At 72.2% G+C, this 16,046-nt stretch carries 15 protein-coding genes; 6 read left to right on the top strand and 9 right to left on the bottom strand.

Annotated features, from left to right (window positions below; genetic code table 11):
* The first annotated feature begins 328 nt into the window (after nucleotides 1-328).
* The 4 genes from JOF41_RS12805 to JOF41_RS12790 are packed head-to-tail and all read left to right on the top strand — an operon-like array spanning nucleotide 329 to nucleotide 4,870.
* Nucleotides 329-2,494, top strand: coding sequence for a bifunctional SDR family oxidoreductase/aminotransferase class I/II-fold pyridoxal phosphate-dependent enzyme (locus tag JOF41_RS12805; protein WP_209618955.1), 2,166 nt, complete (start codon nucleotides 329-331; stop codon nucleotides 2,492-2,494).
* 11 nt (nucleotides 2,495-2,505) lie between these two features.
* On the top strand, nucleotides 2,506-2,913 hold the full coding sequence (locus tag JOF41_RS12800; RefSeq protein WP_209618945.1) for an NUDIX domain-containing protein: 408 nt from the start codon (nucleotides 2,506-2,508) through the stop codon (nucleotides 2,911-2,913).
* Nucleotides 2,910-3,695: an inositol monophosphatase family protein gene (locus tag JOF41_RS12795; protein ID WP_209618943.1), complete on the top strand. Its 786-nt coding sequence runs from the start codon at nucleotides 2,910-2,912 to the stop codon at nucleotides 3,693-3,695. The genes JOF41_RS12800 and JOF41_RS12795 overlap by 4 nt, the downstream gene beginning before the upstream one ends.
* 35 nt (nucleotides 3,696-3,730) lie before the next feature.
* Nucleotides 3,731-4,870 (top strand): MFS transporter, encoded by a 1,140-nt coding sequence (locus tag JOF41_RS12790; protein WP_209618941.1) that lies wholly within the window; start codon nucleotides 3,731-3,733, stop codon nucleotides 4,868-4,870.
* Nucleotides 4,871-5,133: 263 nt separating this feature from the next.
* Here JOF41_RS12790 and JOF41_RS12785 read toward each other — a convergent pair whose 3' ends face one another.
* Together JOF41_RS12785 and JOF41_RS12780 are read right to left on the bottom strand one after the other, a co-directional pair.
* Nucleotides 5,134-6,252, bottom strand: a complete 1,119-nt coding sequence (locus tag JOF41_RS12785) for a serine hydrolase domain-containing protein (RefSeq protein WP_189223556.1) — start codon at nucleotides 6,250-6,252, stop codon at nucleotides 5,134-5,136.
* Nucleotides 6,253-6,294: 42 nt separating this feature from the next.
* Entirely contained in the window at nucleotides 6,295-6,963 is a 669-nt protein-coding gene (locus tag JOF41_RS12780) for a DUF4097 family beta strand repeat-containing protein (RefSeq protein ID WP_209618939.1), read from the bottom strand.
* A 228-nt stretch (nucleotides 6,964-7,191) separates the two neighbouring features.
* On the opposite strand from JOF41_RS12780, the gene JOF41_RS12775 reads away from it, so the two are divergent.
* Entirely contained in the window at nucleotides 7,192-7,947 is a 756-nt protein-coding gene (locus JOF41_RS12775; protein ID WP_209618938.1) for a GbsR/MarR family transcriptional regulator, read from the top strand.
* 23 nt (nucleotides 7,948-7,970) lie between these two features.
* On the opposite strand, the gene JOF41_RS12770 is transcribed toward JOF41_RS12775, so the two are convergent.
* The 6 genes from JOF41_RS12770 to JOF41_RS12745 form a co-directional block, all read right to left on the bottom strand.
* A complete protein-coding gene (locus JOF41_RS12770; RefSeq protein WP_189223559.1) occupies nucleotides 7,971-8,861 on the bottom strand; it encodes a helix-turn-helix transcriptional regulator in 891 nt (296 codons plus the stop codon).
* Between the two features lie 77 nt (nucleotides 8,862-8,938).
* A complete protein-coding gene (locus JOF41_RS12765; protein ID WP_189223560.1) occupies nucleotides 8,939-9,742 on the bottom strand; it encodes an SDR family oxidoreductase in 804 nt (267 codons plus the stop codon).
* A 265-nt stretch (nucleotides 9,743-10,007) separates the two neighbouring features.
* Nucleotides 10,008-10,568, bottom strand: a complete 561-nt coding sequence (locus JOF41_RS12760) for a TetR/AcrR family transcriptional regulator (protein ID WP_209618937.1) — start codon at nucleotides 10,566-10,568, stop codon at nucleotides 10,008-10,010.
* A complete protein-coding gene (locus tag JOF41_RS12755; RefSeq protein ID WP_209618936.1) occupies nucleotides 10,561-11,397 on the bottom strand; it encodes an alpha/beta fold hydrolase in 837 nt (278 codons plus the stop codon). The genes JOF41_RS12760 and JOF41_RS12755 overlap by 8 nt, the downstream gene beginning before the upstream one ends.
* Before the next feature lie 73 nt (nucleotides 11,398-11,470).
* A complete protein-coding gene (locus JOF41_RS12750) occupies nucleotides 11,471-12,376 on the bottom strand; it encodes a cyclase family protein (protein WP_189223563.1) in 906 nt (301 codons plus the stop codon).
* A gap of 101 nt (nucleotides 12,377-12,477) precedes the next feature.
* On the bottom strand, nucleotides 12,478-13,554 hold the full coding sequence (locus JOF41_RS12745) for a MerR family transcriptional regulator (RefSeq protein ID WP_209618935.1): 1,077 nt from the start codon (nucleotides 13,552-13,554) through the stop codon (nucleotides 12,478-12,480).
* A 241-nt stretch (nucleotides 13,555-13,795) separates the two neighbouring features.
* Here JOF41_RS12745 and JOF41_RS12740 point away from each other — a divergent pair, with 241 nt between their 5' ends.
* The gene (locus tag JOF41_RS12740; RefSeq protein WP_189223565.1) at nucleotides 13,796-15,031 is read left to right on the top strand and encodes an epoxide hydrolase family protein; all 1,236 of its coding nucleotides are present in this window, start codon (nucleotides 13,796-13,798) and stop codon (nucleotides 15,029-15,031) included.
* Nucleotides 15,032-15,110: 79 nt separating this feature from the next.
* Here the strand turns inward: JOF41_RS12740 and JOF41_RS12735 are convergent, their stop codons facing one another.
* Nucleotides 15,111-15,992, bottom strand: a complete 882-nt coding sequence (locus JOF41_RS12735; RefSeq protein ID WP_209618934.1) for an SDR family oxidoreductase — start codon at nucleotides 15,990-15,992, stop codon at nucleotides 15,111-15,113.
* Nucleotides 15,993-16,046 lie beyond the last annotated feature (54 nt).

The raw sequence follows: 16,046 nt of genomic DNA, 5'->3' as shown, positions 1-16,046 counted from the left end.
CCCGCTGCTTGAGCGCAGGCACGGGCCACTCCGCCACACGGGCGGGGTGGCCCGCCGCCGTTCGGGTCCGGAACGCGCCGCGCGCCGATCTCCTGCGCGCCGACTTCCGTGAAAATACTTCAGTTCCTGGTTCACGCGAACGGCACGCGCGTGTTTGCTCGATTCAGTGACACAATGCCACTCGACTGAGTGACAACTGGAGTCGAAGGCGTGTCATCACATCGTCGAAATGACCGCCCGACGCCCCCCTCGAAAGGACAAACCCGCTTTTCGGCGGTCCACCGGGCGGATAAGTTGACCCGGAATTCGCGCATCTCTGGGGGGAATGATGCAGAGCAGGATCATGGTGACCGGCGCGGGCGGCTACCTCGGCTCGGTGCTGCTGCCGGTGCTGCTGGAGGCGGGCCACCACGTCGTGGCCGTGGACAAGTTCTACTTCGGGGACCACGTGCTGGCCGCGGTCGACGGGCACCCGGCGCTGACCGTCCGCCGCTGCGACGTCCGCGACCTGGCCGCCGCCGACCTGGTGGGCGTGGACGCGGTGGTCGCGCTGGCCGCCATCAGCAACGACCCGGCGGGCGATCTGGACCCGGACTGGACGGTGGAGGTCAACCAGGACGCCACCGTGCGGCTGGCCGAGCTGGCCGCCGCCGAGGGCGTGCGCACGTTCGTCTTCGCCTCCTCGTGCAGCGTCTACGGCGCGGGCGGGGACGGCGTGCTCGACGAGTCGTCGCCACTGCGCCCGCTGACCGTCTACGCCTGCACCAAGCAGGCCACCGAGAAAGCGCTGGACGCGCTGGCCTCACCCGATTTCCGGGTGCTGTCGCTGCGCATGGCGACGCTGTTCGGCGCCTCGCCTCGGATGCGCCTGGACCTGGTGGTCAACCGCATGGTCGCGCACGCCGTCGCGGGCAGGCCGATCCACGTCCACGGCGGCGGCCAGTGGCGTCCGCTGCTGCACGTCGCCGACGCCGCGCGGGCCTACCTGCGGTGCCTGGAGCTGCCCCGCGAACGCGTCCCGATCAGCGGGGTGTTCAACGTGGTCGGCGAGAACGCCACCATCGCGGACCTGGCCCGCCGGATCGGCGCCCGCCTGGGGGCGGTCCCGGTGCGGATCACCGACGGGGGCCCGGACCAGCGCAGCTACCGGGTCGGCCAAGCGGCGTTCCGGGAGCTGACCGGCTTCACCGCGGACACGGGCGTCGAGCAGGGCGTCGAGGAGCTGCGCCACGCGCTGGCGGACGTGGACGTCGACGACCCCCGGTACTGCACGGTCGAGGCGCTCAAGGCCGTGGTGAGCACCCCCGCCCGCGACGGCGGGGAGAAGGTGCGGCGCGCCTTCCTGCCCTTCGCCCTGCCGCTGGTCGGGCGCGAGGAGGAGCGGGAGGTCCTGGACACGCTGCGGTCGGGCTGGCTGACCACCGGCCCCAAGACCAAGCGGTTCGAGGCGCTGTGCGCGCAGTACCTGGGCGTGCGCCACGCGGTGGCGATGAGCTCCTGCACCGGCGCGCTGCACGTGGCCCTCGCCGCGCTGGACATCGGCCCCGGCGACGAGGTCGTCACCTCGCCGGTCACCTGGCCCGCCACCGCCAACGTGATCCTGCACCTGGGCGCCACACCGGTCTTCGTCGACGTCGAGCCCGACACGCTCAACATCGACCCCGCCGGGGTCGAAGCCGCGATCACCCCGCGCACCAGGGCCGTCGTGCCGGTGCACATGGCCGGGCAGACCTGCGACATGGACGCGCTGGCCGCCATCGCCCGGCGGCACGGCCTGCCGATCGTCGAGGACGCCGCGCACGCCATGGGCGCCACCCACGGCGCGCGCAAGGTCGGCGGGCTCAGCACCGCCGCGGCGTTCAGCTTCTACCCGACCAAGAACATGACCACCGCCGAGGGCGGGCTGCTGGCCACCGACGACGACGCGCTCGCCGAGCGGGCCAGGGTGTTGAGCCTGCACGGCATCTCCCGCGACGCCTGGAAGCGCTACTCGCCCGACGGCGCGCTGCACTGGGAGCTGGTCGAACCCGGCTTCAAGTACAACATGACCGACCTGCAGGCCTCCCTGGGCCTGCACCAGCTGGGCAAGCTGGACGCCTTCCGCGACACCCGCGCCGAGTACGCGGCGCGCTACGACGAGCGGTTCGCCGACCTGGCGGCGCTCCGGCCGCTGGCGCACCGGGGCTTCGGCGTCCACGCCCACCACCTCTACGTCGTGGTGCTGGACCTGGACGCGCTGACGATCAGCCGCGACGAGTTCCTGCTGGCGCTGCGCGAGGAGGGCATCGGCACCGGCGTGCACTTCACCTCGATGCACCTGCAGCCCTACTACCGCGACCGGTGGGGCATGGACCCCGACGCGCTGCCGGTCGCCGCGGACCTGTCGCGGCGGATCGCGTCCCTGCCGCTCTACCCGAAGATGACCCGGCAGGACGTCGAGGACGTGGTGGCGGCCGTGCGCAAGGTCGTGCTGGCCTACACCCGGACCGCTTGAGAGGGACCGACGTGGACGAGGGCACGAACATCGTGATGGTCAACCCGGTCGGGCAGGTGCTGCTCCACCAGCGCGACGACAAGCCGACGATCAGCTTCCCCGGCCACTGGTGCCTGCCCGGTGGCTACCTGGAACCGGGGGAGCGGCCGCACGAGTGCATCCGGCGCGAGATCGAGGAGGAGATGGGGGTCGTGCTCGACCCGGCCGCGGTGCGCCCCCTGTGCTCGCGCCGCCGTTCCTACGGCGTCGAGCACACCTTCTGGACCGCCATCGACCTGGACCTGTCCGAGGTGGTGCTCACCGAGGGGCAGGGCCTGCGGTGGTTCACCCGCCAGGAGGCCGCAGCCCGCAGGCTGGGCTACGAGGACAACGCGATCCTGGCCGAGTTCTTCGGCCTGCGGGACCGGGGTGCCCTGTGAACGGTCCGGCGGGCGGCGACGCGGCGGAGGTCACCGCGTTCGTCGAGGAGGTGCTGCGCGAGGCGGGCGCGCTGCTGCTGCGGATGCGCGACGACCACGTGGTGGGCCACAAACCAGGCGGCCACCTGGTGTGCAGCGCCGACATCCGGTCCGAGGCGCTGATCGTCGAGGCCCTGCGCCGCCGCTTCCCCCACGACTTCGTCGTCGCCGAGGAACGGGGGGTGCTGATGGGCGATCCGGACCGGATCTGGCTGGTCGACCCGCTCGACGGCACCGGCAACTACGTGCGCGGGCTGCGGCCCTGGGGCGTGACCATCGCGCTGGTGCGCGAGCGGCGAGTGGTCGTCGGCGGGTTCCACGACCCGCTGGAGGGCACGGTGCTGCTCGCCGAACGCGGCGGCGGCGCGTGGCTGGACGGCAGACGGCTGGCCCTGGGCCCGCCGCCCACCACCGCACCGGCCGTCGCGCTGTCGGCGTCCGCGCCGCCGTGGCAGGGCCAGGCCCGCAACATCCTCGACCACGTGTGGGATTCGGGCGCGGAGATCCGCATGACCGGCTGCGGGGCCGCCGCGCTGAGCGCGGTCGCCACGGGCGCGCTGTCGGCGTTCATCGAGGTCGACGGCGGCCCGTGGGACTACGCCGCCGGGGCGCTGGCCGTCGAGGAGGCGGGCGGCCGGGCCACCACGCTCGACGGGGCCGAGGTCGACCACGCCAGCACCACGGTGCTCGCCGCGCACGCGGCGCTGCACGCCGAGCTGTCGCGCGTGGACTGGGGAATGTAGTGCGGGGCGCCAGGCTCAGGGCCGCGGTGTACGCGGTGGCGTTCCTGCTCGGGTGGAACCTGGTGCTGCTGCCCTCGCTGGTGCGGTCGCTGCTGGGGCACTTCCAGCGCGGCGACACCGACTTCGGGGTGCTGCTGTTCACCGGCGCCCTGCTCTACACCCTCGGCGCGGTCACCAGCGGCCACCTGGTCGACCGGTGCGGGCGGCAGGCCGTCCTCGGCACGGCCGCGCTCGCCTACCCGGCGGCCCTGCTGGCCATGGCGCTGTGCCCGACGTGGGCGCTGCTGGTCGCCGCGGCCGCACCGGGCTACTGGGCCGTCGGCGTGCTGGAGGGTGGCCTCAACGGCCTGTTCCTCGACCTGCACCGCGACCAGCGCGGCCGGGCGATGAACCGGCTGCACCTGTACGTGGCGCTGGGCGCGTTCACCGGGCCGCTGGCCGTGGGCGGGCTGTCGCTGCTGGACATCGGCTGGCGACCGGTGCTGGTGGGCACCGCCCTGGCGGCCGCGGCCGCCGCGGCGGCACTGCTGGGCGGCGGGATGCCGTCGGGCCGGGGCCAGGACACCGCGGCGCGCGGCGGGAGCCTGCGGCTGGCGGGCAGCCTGGTGCCCTTCACCGGGCTCGCCCTGGCCATCAACCTCTACGTCGCCGCCGAACTGGCGGTGTCGAACTGGGTGGTGCGGCTGCTGGACAGCACCACCGTGGCCGCGGCGACGCTGGTGCTCGCGGTCTACTGGGCGGGCCTGGCGCTGGGCCGGTGGACCGCCGAGCGGGTCGTGGAGCGGATCGGCTACACCGCCTTCGCCTGCCTGTGCGTCGTGGCGTCCGGGGTGTTCCTGCTGGCCGCGCTCGCGGTGACCGGGACGGGGCCCCGGCTGGTGCTGTTCGGCCTGGTCGGCGTGTGCTACGGCCCGGTCTACCCGATGATCATGGCGATCGGCGGCGGGTTGTTCCCCGGACGGCTCAACCGGGTCAGCGGCGCGCTGTCGGCGGCGGCGGTGTCCGGCTCGGTGCTCTACCCGCCGCTGCTGGGCGTGGTCGCCGACGCCGTGGGACTGCGGGCGGGCATGGTCGGTGCGGTGCTGCTGGTGGTGCCGATCGTGCTCAGCCTGCTGCTGGTGCGGCGGCGCGGTCCCACGGCGGTGGTCACGCCCAACCGCCCTGGTCGAGGATGATCCAGCGTGGCACCGCCCGTGCCCGGTTCGTCCAGGAACGTCCAGGAGTTTCCCGGATCGGTGTCCCGACGGGCCGCGGTGAGGTGGACTGTCCCCGCACTCAACGGGGGAAGCGGGGTCCGGTGCGCGTCGGGGGGACGCGCACCTGGTCCCGCTGTTTGGGGGGCAGGTGACGGCCACTGCGCCGATCGCGGTGGCCGTCACTTTCGTGTTCCTGCCGAAGATTGCCCGCGGACCGGTGATCGCATCGAGGAGGGGGCGGCTCAACCGGCCCGTCCGCCGTGGAACACCTCTTCGACCAACCGCCGCGTCGCCTGCTGGAACGGCCCGGCCAGCGACTGCGCGGCGTCGTCGACGTAGTTCAGCGCGGCGGTCAGCGTCCTGCTGCCGTCGGGCGTGGTGTACATCAGCGCCGCGTGGCCCGCGATGCCGCCGTTGTGGGTGATGACGGTGCCGCCGCGGTCGGTGTCCTGCACGAACACGCCCAGGCCGTAACCCGCCTTGGGGTGCGGGGTGAGCATCTCGGCCAGCAGCGGGGCGGGCAGGAGCCTGCCGCCCACGAGGGCGGAGAGGAACGCGCGGAGGTCACGGGTGGTCGAGATCATGTCACCGCCGCCGGAGATCCAGGAGGGGTTCTGGCGGGTGACGTCGACCGTCTGCCGCGCGCCCGCCTCCTCGTACCGGTAGTACGCGTGGGCGTGCGGCTCGGGGACGTCGGTCCCGGTTTCGGGTGCCGAGGTCTCCGACAGCCCCAGCGGATCGAGGACCAGCCGACGCATCTCCTCCTCGAAGGGGCGGCCGGTGATCCTCTCGACCAGCAGCCTGGCCAGCACGTAGTTGGTGTTGGAGTAGCTCCAGTCCGCGCCCGGCTCGAAGCGCGCCCGCTTGGCCAGCGCCAGCCGCACCAGGTCCTCGGGCCGGTGGGTGGTGAACCGGTTGTCCACCCACTCCCGGCCCTGCCAGGCGATCCCCGGCACCACCGTCCCGTCCTCGTAGTACTCGCCGGTGAAGTTGAACAACCCGCTGGTGTGCTGCAGCAGCATCCGCGCGGTGATCCGCCGGTCCAGGCCGAACTCCGGCAGGTGGTCGGCCACCGGGCTGTCCAGCCCGGTCCTGCCCTCGGCCACCAGTCGCAGCACCAGCGCCGCGATGAAGGTCTTGGTGTTGCTGCCGATCCGGACCCGTCCGTCCACCGGCGGCGCGGCGGTCCCGCCCAGCTCGCCGAGCCCGGCGCTGCCGACCCACTCGCCCCGCTCGTCGTGCACGCGCAGCTGCACCCCGAGGAAACCGGAGTCGACGATCTCCTGGATGACCTTCCGCAGCTCGGGGCGGTCCGGGCCGGTCTGCGGGGTGAACTGGTCCTGGTTGGTGGTGGCGGACACGGTGTGCGCTCCTTCGATGGTGGTTGCCGGCCTGTGCCGGGGTCAGAGGCTGCGGGCGGTGATGTCGCCGTGGGCGGTGGTGGCGTGGATGGCGAGTTGGGGCGCGGCGCCCCCGGTGTTGGTGAGACTGTTGTGGATGCGGCCGTGGCCGGTGCCCGCGTCCAGGGATGCCGAGACCCCTGTGGCGGCGCCGACGCGGACCTGGCCCGCCTGGGTGCGCAGCACGAGGGTGCCGCGGGTGGCCTCGGCGATGTCGATGTCGCCCTGGTCGGTGCTGATGCGCGCGGGCCCGGTGAGACGGCCGACGGTGATGTCGCCCGCGGCGGTGGTGAGGTGCGCGCCCGCCGCCTCGTCGAGCTTGATCGCGCCGTACGCACCGGTGACGGCGACCTCGCCGAGCCGTCCGACGCCGCGCACCTCGGCGGCGGCGGCCTCGGCCTCCACGTGGGAACCGGCGGGCAGCCCGACGGTGACCTCGACGGCTCCGCCGGGGCTCAGCAGCCGGTTGCCGGTCGGGGTGGTGATGCGCAGAACGCCGTCGCGGTAGTCCACCGCGGTGCGCTGCGCCGCCTTCACGTCGCGGTCCTTGGCGGCATCGGCGGGCAGGACCTCGACCGCGGTGTCGGGCCGGTCGGCGGCGATGAACCGGACCCGCCCTGCGGGCACGTCCAGCACCACGGAGATCGGGGAGGGGGTGGGGAACTCGTGCATCGTGGCACTCCCGGAGTCGTCGATCGGTGTTTCTGACACCGGAAAAGCTACGTTGCGTTTGAGGACCTAGCAACAAGGTCGTTGCGATCTAACTGCATAACAGCAGCTCAAATGTACAATATCGTTGCAATGGATCAAAATTTAAGGCAACGGAAGTGCCTCTTTGTTGCAATGAGTAGAAGCTGAACGCTACTCTGGGCGTCCCGAGGAGAGCACGAGGAGACCGCGATGCCCGGAGGCAGGCTCACCCAGCAGGAGCGCCAGCAGATCGCGCTGGGGCTGGCCGAGGACCTGCCCTACGCCGAGATCGCCCGACGACTGCACCGCCCCACCTCGACGATCACCCGCGAGGTCATCCGCAACGGCGGCCCCGCCGCCTACCGCCCCGACCTGGCCCAGCACGCCACCCAGCACCGCGCCCGTCGACGCAGGAAGACCACCCCCCGAAGCCCTCAAGCACTCTCGCAGGCGCACGGGCGCGACGCCTCGACCGTGCGCGACTACGAGGAGACCTTCACCGCCCTGCTCATGCAGTCCGGCCTGCCCAGGATGGCCGCCCGAGTGCTGACCAGCCTCTACACCACCGACGCGGGCAGCCTCACCGCCGCCGAACTCGTCCAGCGCCTGCGGGTCAGCCCGGCCTCGGTGTCCAAGGCGACCACCTTCCTGGAGAGCCAGGGCCTCATCCGCCGGGAACGCGACGAACGCCGCCGCGATCACTACACCGCCGACACCGACGTCTGGTACCAGTCGATGATCGCCGCCGCCCGCTCCCACGCGGCACTCGCCGGCACCGCGCGGCAGGGCGTCGACGTCCTCGGTCCGGGCAGCCCCGCCGCCACCCGCCTGGAGAACATCGCCCGCTTCATCGACTTCGTCGGCGAGAGCATCGCCCGCGCCGCCGAACAGGCCCACGAGATCCTGCACACCCAGCCCGGAACGGCCACGAGCGGCACCGCCGCGCCGGCCCCGGATCGCGGGTAGGCCGGACTGAACGGGTTGGCACATCAGTTGAGTGCTTGGATCCCGGTCGCCCGCTTCTCCCGGCCTGCCGCCCACGACGCCAGGAGGGCCAGACCGTCCGCGGTCGCCGTGCCCGCGGGCGCGGTGTAGACGTTCAGGAGCAGGCCGGGTTCGGCGGACATCTCCATCGACTCGACGTCCAGGTCGAGCAGGCCCACTACCGGGTGGTGCACACGCTTGCGTCCGGACCGGTGGAGCCGGACGTCCTGGGATGCCCACCGCTGCCGAAACAGCTCACTGCTTGTCGCCAGTTCACCGACCAGGGCGGTCAGTTCCTCGTCGTGCGGATCGCGGCCGGCTTCCATGCGCAGCTTCGCGGCCACATCGCAGGCGATTCGGTCGTAGTCGACGAAGAACGTCCTTGCCGCTCCGGGATCCAGGTAGATGAACCGAGCGGTGTTCGCCTGCCGCCGCGTGTCGGCGAGCACCGGTGAATACAGCGCGCGGGCGAGTCGATTCGTGGCCAGCACGTCGTAACGAGCGTTGCAGATCCACGCCGGCGCGTCGGTGATGGCGTCGAGCACCCGCTGAAGTGCCGGACGCACCGTCACGGCGGGTCGCGGGCGGCGTGGACCGCCGGGTGCCCTGGACTGCCGCGCGAGGTGGAACAGGTGATCGCGCTCGGCCTCGTCGAGCTGCAGGGCGGAGGCCATCGCGTCGAGCACACCGTCGGAGGCACCGGTGAGACTGCCGCGCTCCATGCGCACGTAGTAGTCGACCGACACCCCTGCCAGCAGAGCCACCTCTTCGCGACGCAGACCTTTGACCCGGCGGTTGCCGCCGTGGACGGGCAGTCCGGCCCGCTCGGGCGTGAGCCGCGCGCGACGCGAACTCAGGAATTCCTTGATCTCGGTGCGCGGATCGATCGGGGCCACGCCTTCACCGTAGGGGCATGTCCGCAGGCGAAGGGAGGTTCTGCTGGTACCCCGATGACACGGCCTCGCGCCGACGCCTAGGTACCTGATGCGGTCGTGGCGATGCCGCCGTCGACCGGGATGACGGCGCCCGTGAGGTAAGCCCCGGCCCGGCTGGCGAGGAACACGGCGACACCCGCCATGTCGTCGTCGCGGCCGAGCCTGCGCAGCGGGGCTTTCGCCACGATCGTGTCGCCGATGGCATCGAGCGCGGCCGCCATCATCTGCGACGGGAACGGTCCAGGGGCTACCGCGTTCACCGTGACGTGCTGCGGGCCCAATTCCCTGGCGAGCACCCTGGTGAGTTGGTGGAGTGCCGCCTTGCTGCTGGCGTACGAGTAGTTCGGCGAATCGGCGACGTGGATGGCGGCGATACTGCCGATGTTGATGACCCGCGCGGGATCATCGGCGGTGCCCGCCCCGCGAAGTGCCGGGAGCAGTGCCTGCACCAGCCAGAACGGCGACTTGAGGTTGAGGTCGATCACCGCGCCCCAGGCCTCGTTCGGGAACGTCTCCAGCGGCTCGCGCCACATCGCTCCCGCATTGTTGACGAGGATGTCCAGGCGTTCCGAATCGGCCTTGACGAGATCGGCGAGGCGCTGGCACTCGTCGTACCCGGACAGGTCCGCGGGGAATGCTCGAACGTCGCCGAATCCGGACAGCAGGTGCTGTGCCTCCGCGCATGCGTCCGCCTTGCGCGAGCTGATGATGACGCGGGCACCGGCCTGCAGGAGGCCGCGCGCTATCATCATCCCGATGCCCCTGGTGCCGCCAGTGACAAGTGCGCTCTTCCCACTCAGATCGAAAAGGTCCGCGTGAGTGGTGAACTGGTTTTCCGTCATCGGTTTTCGTTCCTTCTGCCGTGGCAGCACGTGCCGACACGGCCGCGCGTCCGTGCAGCTGAGTCGAACTGATGGGGGTGAAGCCGCAGTGCGTTCCTCGGGCGGCCGCCGTGCGCGTCTCCCGTGGAGCTGTTACTTCTGCTCTGCGTCGACTCGTACAGGCTGACAGGCGTCCTGCGTGTCCGGGAGATCCTGGTGATACAGGTACCGCGAGTGCCCGTTCCGGAGCGGGTCGGGGTTGCACCGCTGCTGCTCAACCCCGGCTTCAGGTGCGGCGAGGAGTCCTCAGCCCGGTGACCACCATGTGGATCAGCAGTTCGTAGGTCTCGTCCACCTGATCGGGCAGTTGGAACGCGTTCTCGGTTTCCAGCACCGCGAAACCGTGGACGGCCGCGCGCAGGCAGCGCACCGCGTGGATGGCCTCGGACTCCTCCATGCCGTAGGCGCGCAGGGCCGCCAGCATGATGTCGACCAGATTCTCCCCGGCCCCCGCCGTCTCCGGCTCCGGGGCTTGGACGAGCGCGGCGTACCGGTGGCGGTGCTCCACGGCGTAGTCGCGCCAGGTCGTCATCAACGCGCGGATCGCCTCGTCGGCGGAGCGGCCGAGCACGGCCCGCCCGATCCGCTCGGCGAGTTCCTCCAGGATCCGCGCCGACATGAGCGCGCGCAGCTCGGCCAGGTTGCGCACGTGCTTGTACAGCGACGGCGTGGCCACCCCCGCCCTGGAGGCCACCGCCGCCAGAGTCAGCGCGGCGGGCCCCTGCTCGTCGACCAGCCGCAGCGCGATCCCGACGACCGCGTCCGCGGACAGCGCCGCCCTAGCCACGGCTGACCTCCCCGAGGAAGGCCAGGATCACCGCGAGCACCTCGGTCGGGAACTGGACGTGCGGGTAGTGTCCCGCCCCCTCGATCACCTCGACCCGCCCCAGCCCGGCGGGCATGGCCGCCACGACGGCCTCACCCTCGGCGCGGGGATCGGTCCAGTCGGGGTCCAGCGACCCCTCCACGACCAGCACGGGACACCGGAGGTCGCCGAGCCGGGCGCCCGCGTCGGTGGCGGGGGACAGGCCCATCCTGCTCACCACCGCCATCCGGCCGGGCCTGCGCAGGTCGGCGTCGAGCGCGGCGAGGTGCCCGGCGAAGCCCGCCTGCCTGGCGCCGGGGTAGGCGTGGTGGAGGTAGCGCTTCCACAGCCCGACGCTGCGGAACGCGCCCATGCCCATGAGCAGCGCCATGCCCTTGCGGTACCGGGCGTGCGAGAACAGGCCACCGAAGTCGACCTTCTGCGCGCGGGTGAACGGGGCGATCTCCACCACGGCACCGACCAGTTCGGGCTCCTGGGCCGCCGCGATGGTGGCGGCGCCGCCCGCGAACGAGTGGCCCACCAGCACCGCGGGGCCGCCCAGGTGGCGTACCACGGCCAGCAGGTCGGCGGCCGAGTCGGTGCGCGTGTAGGAGGCCCAGCCGGTGCTGGACTCGCCGTGGCCGCGCTGGTCCACGTTGGCCACGCGGTAACCGGCGGCGGCCAGCCCGGCGGCCACCTCGCGGTAGGCCGACCGGTTGTCGCCGATGCCGTGGGCCAGCACCACCAGCGGCCCCTCACCGGCCACGTCGTAGGCGAGCCGACCACCGTCGAACTCCAGGAACTCCGTCATGTCCACCGCTTCCACTGGCTAATGTCTATAGCCTAAAAGCTAATGACATTAGCCAGTGGTGTCAACCCGCCGCTCAGAACAGCGCGATCGGGTTGACGGGCACCCCGGTCAGGCCGTGGATGCGTGGCGGCGCGACCACGAGCAGGAAGGAGTAACGGCGCAGCTCGGCGCAGACGGCGGCGAGCTCGTCCACGGCGGCTCCGTCCACCAGCGGCATCCCCATCAAGGGCAGGGCGACCCCGTGCAGCGGCAGGGGGCAGGCGGGGTCCAGCGCCGGGTGCGCGTCGCCGATGTCGCCGACGTAGAGCGACACGCCGCGCCCGTGCATCCACCGGACCGCGTCCAGGCTCATCCCCGGCATGGGGCGCTCGGGGTCGGGAGCGGCCGACCACCCGCAGCGGACCACCAGCGCGTCCCCCGGTTCCAGTCGCACCCCCTGGCGTTCCTCGGCGGCCTCGAAGTCCCGCGAGGTGACCGCGTGGCCCGGCTGCAGCGGGCCGTCCGCGGCCAGGTCGACCAGGACTCCGCGGGTGGTGATCCCGGCGGCGAACGCCGTCGTGGAGCCGTGGTGCACCCCGGCCAGGGTCACGCTCTCCGCCAGGCTGCGCCCCGGGTAGACCAGGCCGTCGCGGTGGATGTGCGCGAGCGCGTCGATGTGCGTCGAGCCCAGGTGGTGGTTGGCGACGAGCATGACGTCGGCCGTCGCCGGCGCCGGGGAACCGGTGTACGCCATGACCTGCTGGACCGCCGAGACCTCCTGGCTGGAGGGGGCGAAGGGGCCGCTGACCAGCGGTCGGGGCCGGACCGGCTGCGCCAGCGACACCGCCCTGCCGGTGCGGACCTCGGCGGCGCCCCTGGCGCGGGCCTCCCCGGTGATCAGGTTGAGCGTGCCCAGCTCGTCGTCCTCGCCCCAGCGGCCCCAGTTGTCCGGCAGGTCCTCCGCGCCGCGCGCGACGGCCTCCGCGTGTCGTTCTTCCATGGGGCCACACTACGTGGTTGTAATGACAGAAATCAATTTTTGTCACTACATCGAGGTCGGGCGGGTACCGCCACCACTGGCAGGCGGTACCCGCCCGGTCGTCACACCTCCACCACATCGGCCACGACGCACGCGATGTTGTCCGGTGCCCCCGCCTCGTAGGCCAGCTCCAGCAAGTCGTCCAGCACCCGCTCCGGATCGCCCGTCCCGATCAACGCCTCGCGCAGCGCCCCGGTGGGCACGACCGCGGACAGCCCGTCGGAGCACAGCAGGTACCGATCACCGGCCAACGCCGTGTGCAGCGACAGGTCCGGCCTGCTGGTGCCGGAGCCGGTGAGCGCACGGACCAGCATCGCGCGGTGCGGGTGCGAGGCCGCCTCCTCCGCGGTGAGCCTGCCCTCGTCCACCAGCGACTGCACGTGGCTGTGGTCGTGGGTGATCTGGAACAGCTCGCCACCGCGCAGCAGGTACGCCCTGGTGTCGCCGATGTGCACCAGCGCGAGCCTCGACCCCGCCCACAGCATCGCGGTCAGCGTGGTGACCACCTCGCCCGAGGGCGTGGACTCGGCGATGTCCCGGATCGCCTGGTCCGCTTCCCCGACCGCCTCCGCCAGCACCCCCAGCAGCTCGTCGGCGGGCACGCTCCTGGTCTCCAGCGGCACGAGCGCGGCGACGGCCGCCGCACTGGCCCGGTCCCCGCCGGGTCCTCGCATCCCATCGGCCACCGCCAGCAACCTGCTGCCCGCGTAGGCCACGTCCTCGTTGCTCGTGCGCACCAGCCCCGACACCGAACGCGCGGCGTACCGGATACCCAAGGTGCTCACCTCGTCGGCCACGGCACTTCCCCTTCCGGACAAGTAGTCGACGAGGAAGGTGGCCAGCCGTCCACGCGCGGCGGTCTCGGCCACGACGTGGTCCCAGTAGGCGGCGATCTCCGCGGCGGCTTCCGCGGCCCCCAGGTCGCACACCCGGCGGACACGCGCCAACGGCATGCCCAGCCGCCGCAACCAGGCGATCAGCCGGGCCCGCTCCAACTGGTCGGCGTCGTAGAACCGGTAGCCGGATTCCGCGTCCACCGCAGCGGGTCGGAGCAGACCCAGTTCGTCGTAGAGCCGCAGCGCCTTCGGCGACAGCCGCGCGGCCCTGGCGAACGCCCCGATCGTCAGCAGGTCCCCCACCACCTTCCCCGTCCCCGGTCACCGCGACCGGTGATTTGATGCTGCTGCTTCCCCCAGGGGCAAGGTCAACAGGCCGTGGCGCGATCATGCCGGTTCCCGGTCCAAGCCGAACCGGTGCGGCGGCAGCGTCCGGACACCTCGGGCGGATGAGTGGTACTGGTACAGGTCCCACGCGCCGATGGCCCGGTTCGGCGCCCGACCGCCCGACGGCACCGCTTCCCCGCCGGTGAGGAACCACGTGATGACGACTCCGCACGCCTTCCCCTTGCAACCCACCCCGATCCGCGTGCCCGACGAGGCCCTCGACGACCTGCGCACCCGCCTCGCGCTGACCCGCGCGCCGCTGGACGAGGGGAATCAGGACTGGTCCTACGGCGTCCCGGACGGCTACCTCCGCGAGCTGGTCGACTACTGGCGGCACGGCTACGACTGGCGCGGGGCCGAGGCCGCCATCAACGCCTACGAGCACTACCAGGTGAGCGTGGCCGGTGTGCCGGTGCACTTCATGCGCAAGGCCGGCCGCGGCCCCCGGCCGATCCCGCTGATCCTCACCCACGGCTGGCCGTGGACGTTCTGGCACTGGTCGAAGGTGATCGACCCGCTGGCCGACCCGGCCGCGTTCGGCGGCGACCCCGCCGACGCCTTCGACGTCGTCGTGCCGTCCCTGCCCGGCTTCGGCTTCCCCGGCCCGCTCACCGGCTTTCCGGACGTCAACTTCTGGAAGGTCGCCGACCTGTGGCACACCCTGATGACCGAGACCCTGGGACACCGGAAGTACGCGGCCGGGGGTTGCGACATCGGCGGGCTGGTCTCCAGCCAGCTCGGCCACAAGTACGCCGACCAGCTCTACGGCGTCCACATCGGATCAGGGCTGCCGCTGGACTTCTTCGCGGGTCCCCGCTCCTGGGACTTCGCCCGCAACCTCCCCCTGACCGAGGACCAGCCCGCCGACGTTCGCGCCCGCATCGTCGAACTGGACCGCCGCTGGGCGTCCCACCTCGCCGTGCACACGCTCGACGGCGCCACCCTGGCCCACGGGTTGAGCGACTCGCCCGCCGGACTGCTGGCCTGGCTGCTGGAGCGCTGGAACGCCTGGAGCGACAACGGCGGCGACGTCGAGTCCGTCTTCACCAAGGACGACATGCTCACCCACGCCACGATCTACTGGGTGAACAACTCCATCGCCACGTCCATGCGCTACTACGCCAACGCCAACCGCTACCCCTGGGCCCCGGCCCACGACCGCACCCCGGTCGTGCAGGCCCCGGTCGGCCTCACCCTCGTCACCTACGAGAACCCGCCTGGCGTCCACACCGCGGACGAGCGCGTCCGGGCGTTCGAGGCAGGCCCGCAGGCCCGCTGGTTCAACCACGTCAACGTCAGCGCCCACGATCGCGGCGGCCACTTCATCCCCTGGGAGAACCCCGAGGCCTGGGTGAGCGACCTGCGCCGCACCTTCCGCGGCCGCAGGCCCTGAAACCCTCGCGCAGTGGTGCGAGGCGGTGCCGACAACGGCCGGTGGACGTCTGCCGCGGCCTGCGCCCGGCGTGAGGGCCTCAGGGCTGGATGTTCTCCAGGTCGTCGAGGAGGCTGGGGTGCCGGGGCCACCACCCGAGGACCTCGCGGGTGCGGGCGCTGGAGGCGGGCTGGTCCATGGCGAAGATCGGACCGAACGGGCCGAAGTTCTCCTGCGGCACCGGCTCGACCGGCAGCCCGAGGCGCCTGCCGATGACGGCCGCGATGTCGCGGACCGCGTCGCCCTCGTCCGCCACGGCGTGCCAGGCCGTCCCGGCCGGTGCCGACTCCAGCGCCAGCCGGAACAGCACGGCCGCGTCGCGGGCGTGCACGGCGGGCCAGCGCTGGGTGCCGTCGCCGGGGTAGCCCGCCACGCCGGTGCGGCGTGCCTGATCGGTCAGCAGGCCCGCGAATCCGCCCCTGCCCTCGTTGTGGACCGTGCGCGGCATCCGGACGGCCGTCGCGCGGACGCCGCGCGAGGCCAGATCCAGCAGCGCGTTGACCGAACGGCCACGACCGCCGACCGGCCCGTCGGTGGGCAGCGGATCGGCCTCGGTGCAGGCGCGACCGGCCACCCAGGGCGTTCCGGAGACGGTGACGATCGGGCGGTCGCTGCCGACGAGCTCTTCCCCGAGCACGGCCATGGCGGCGCTCTCCTCGGCGATCGACCGCGCGAGGGCCTGCTCGGTGCTGTAGTCGCTGCCGAAGGCCAGGCTGATCACACCGTCGGACCGCGCTGCGCCGGCCCGCAGGACGTCGAGGTCGGCTAACTGCCCACGCAGCACCCTGGCCCCGACGTCGGCGAGGGCTTGCGCGGACTTGTCCGAGCGGGCCAGCGCGAGCACGGTGTGGCCGCCGTTGAGCAGCTCGGCGACGACGGCGGAGCCGATGGTGCCGGTACCGCCGGTGACGAAAACGCGCATGGGCCCTCCCCAAGTGATGCGACTTTTGTCCCGTCACCGTACACAGTGATGGGA

Source organism: Saccharothrix coeruleofusca (genome assembly GCF_017876325.1).
GTDB lineage: Bacteria > Actinomycetota > Actinomycetes > Mycobacteriales > Pseudonocardiaceae > Actinosynnema > Actinosynnema coeruleofuscum.
This window is presented reverse-complemented; position numbering and strand designations above follow the sequence as displayed.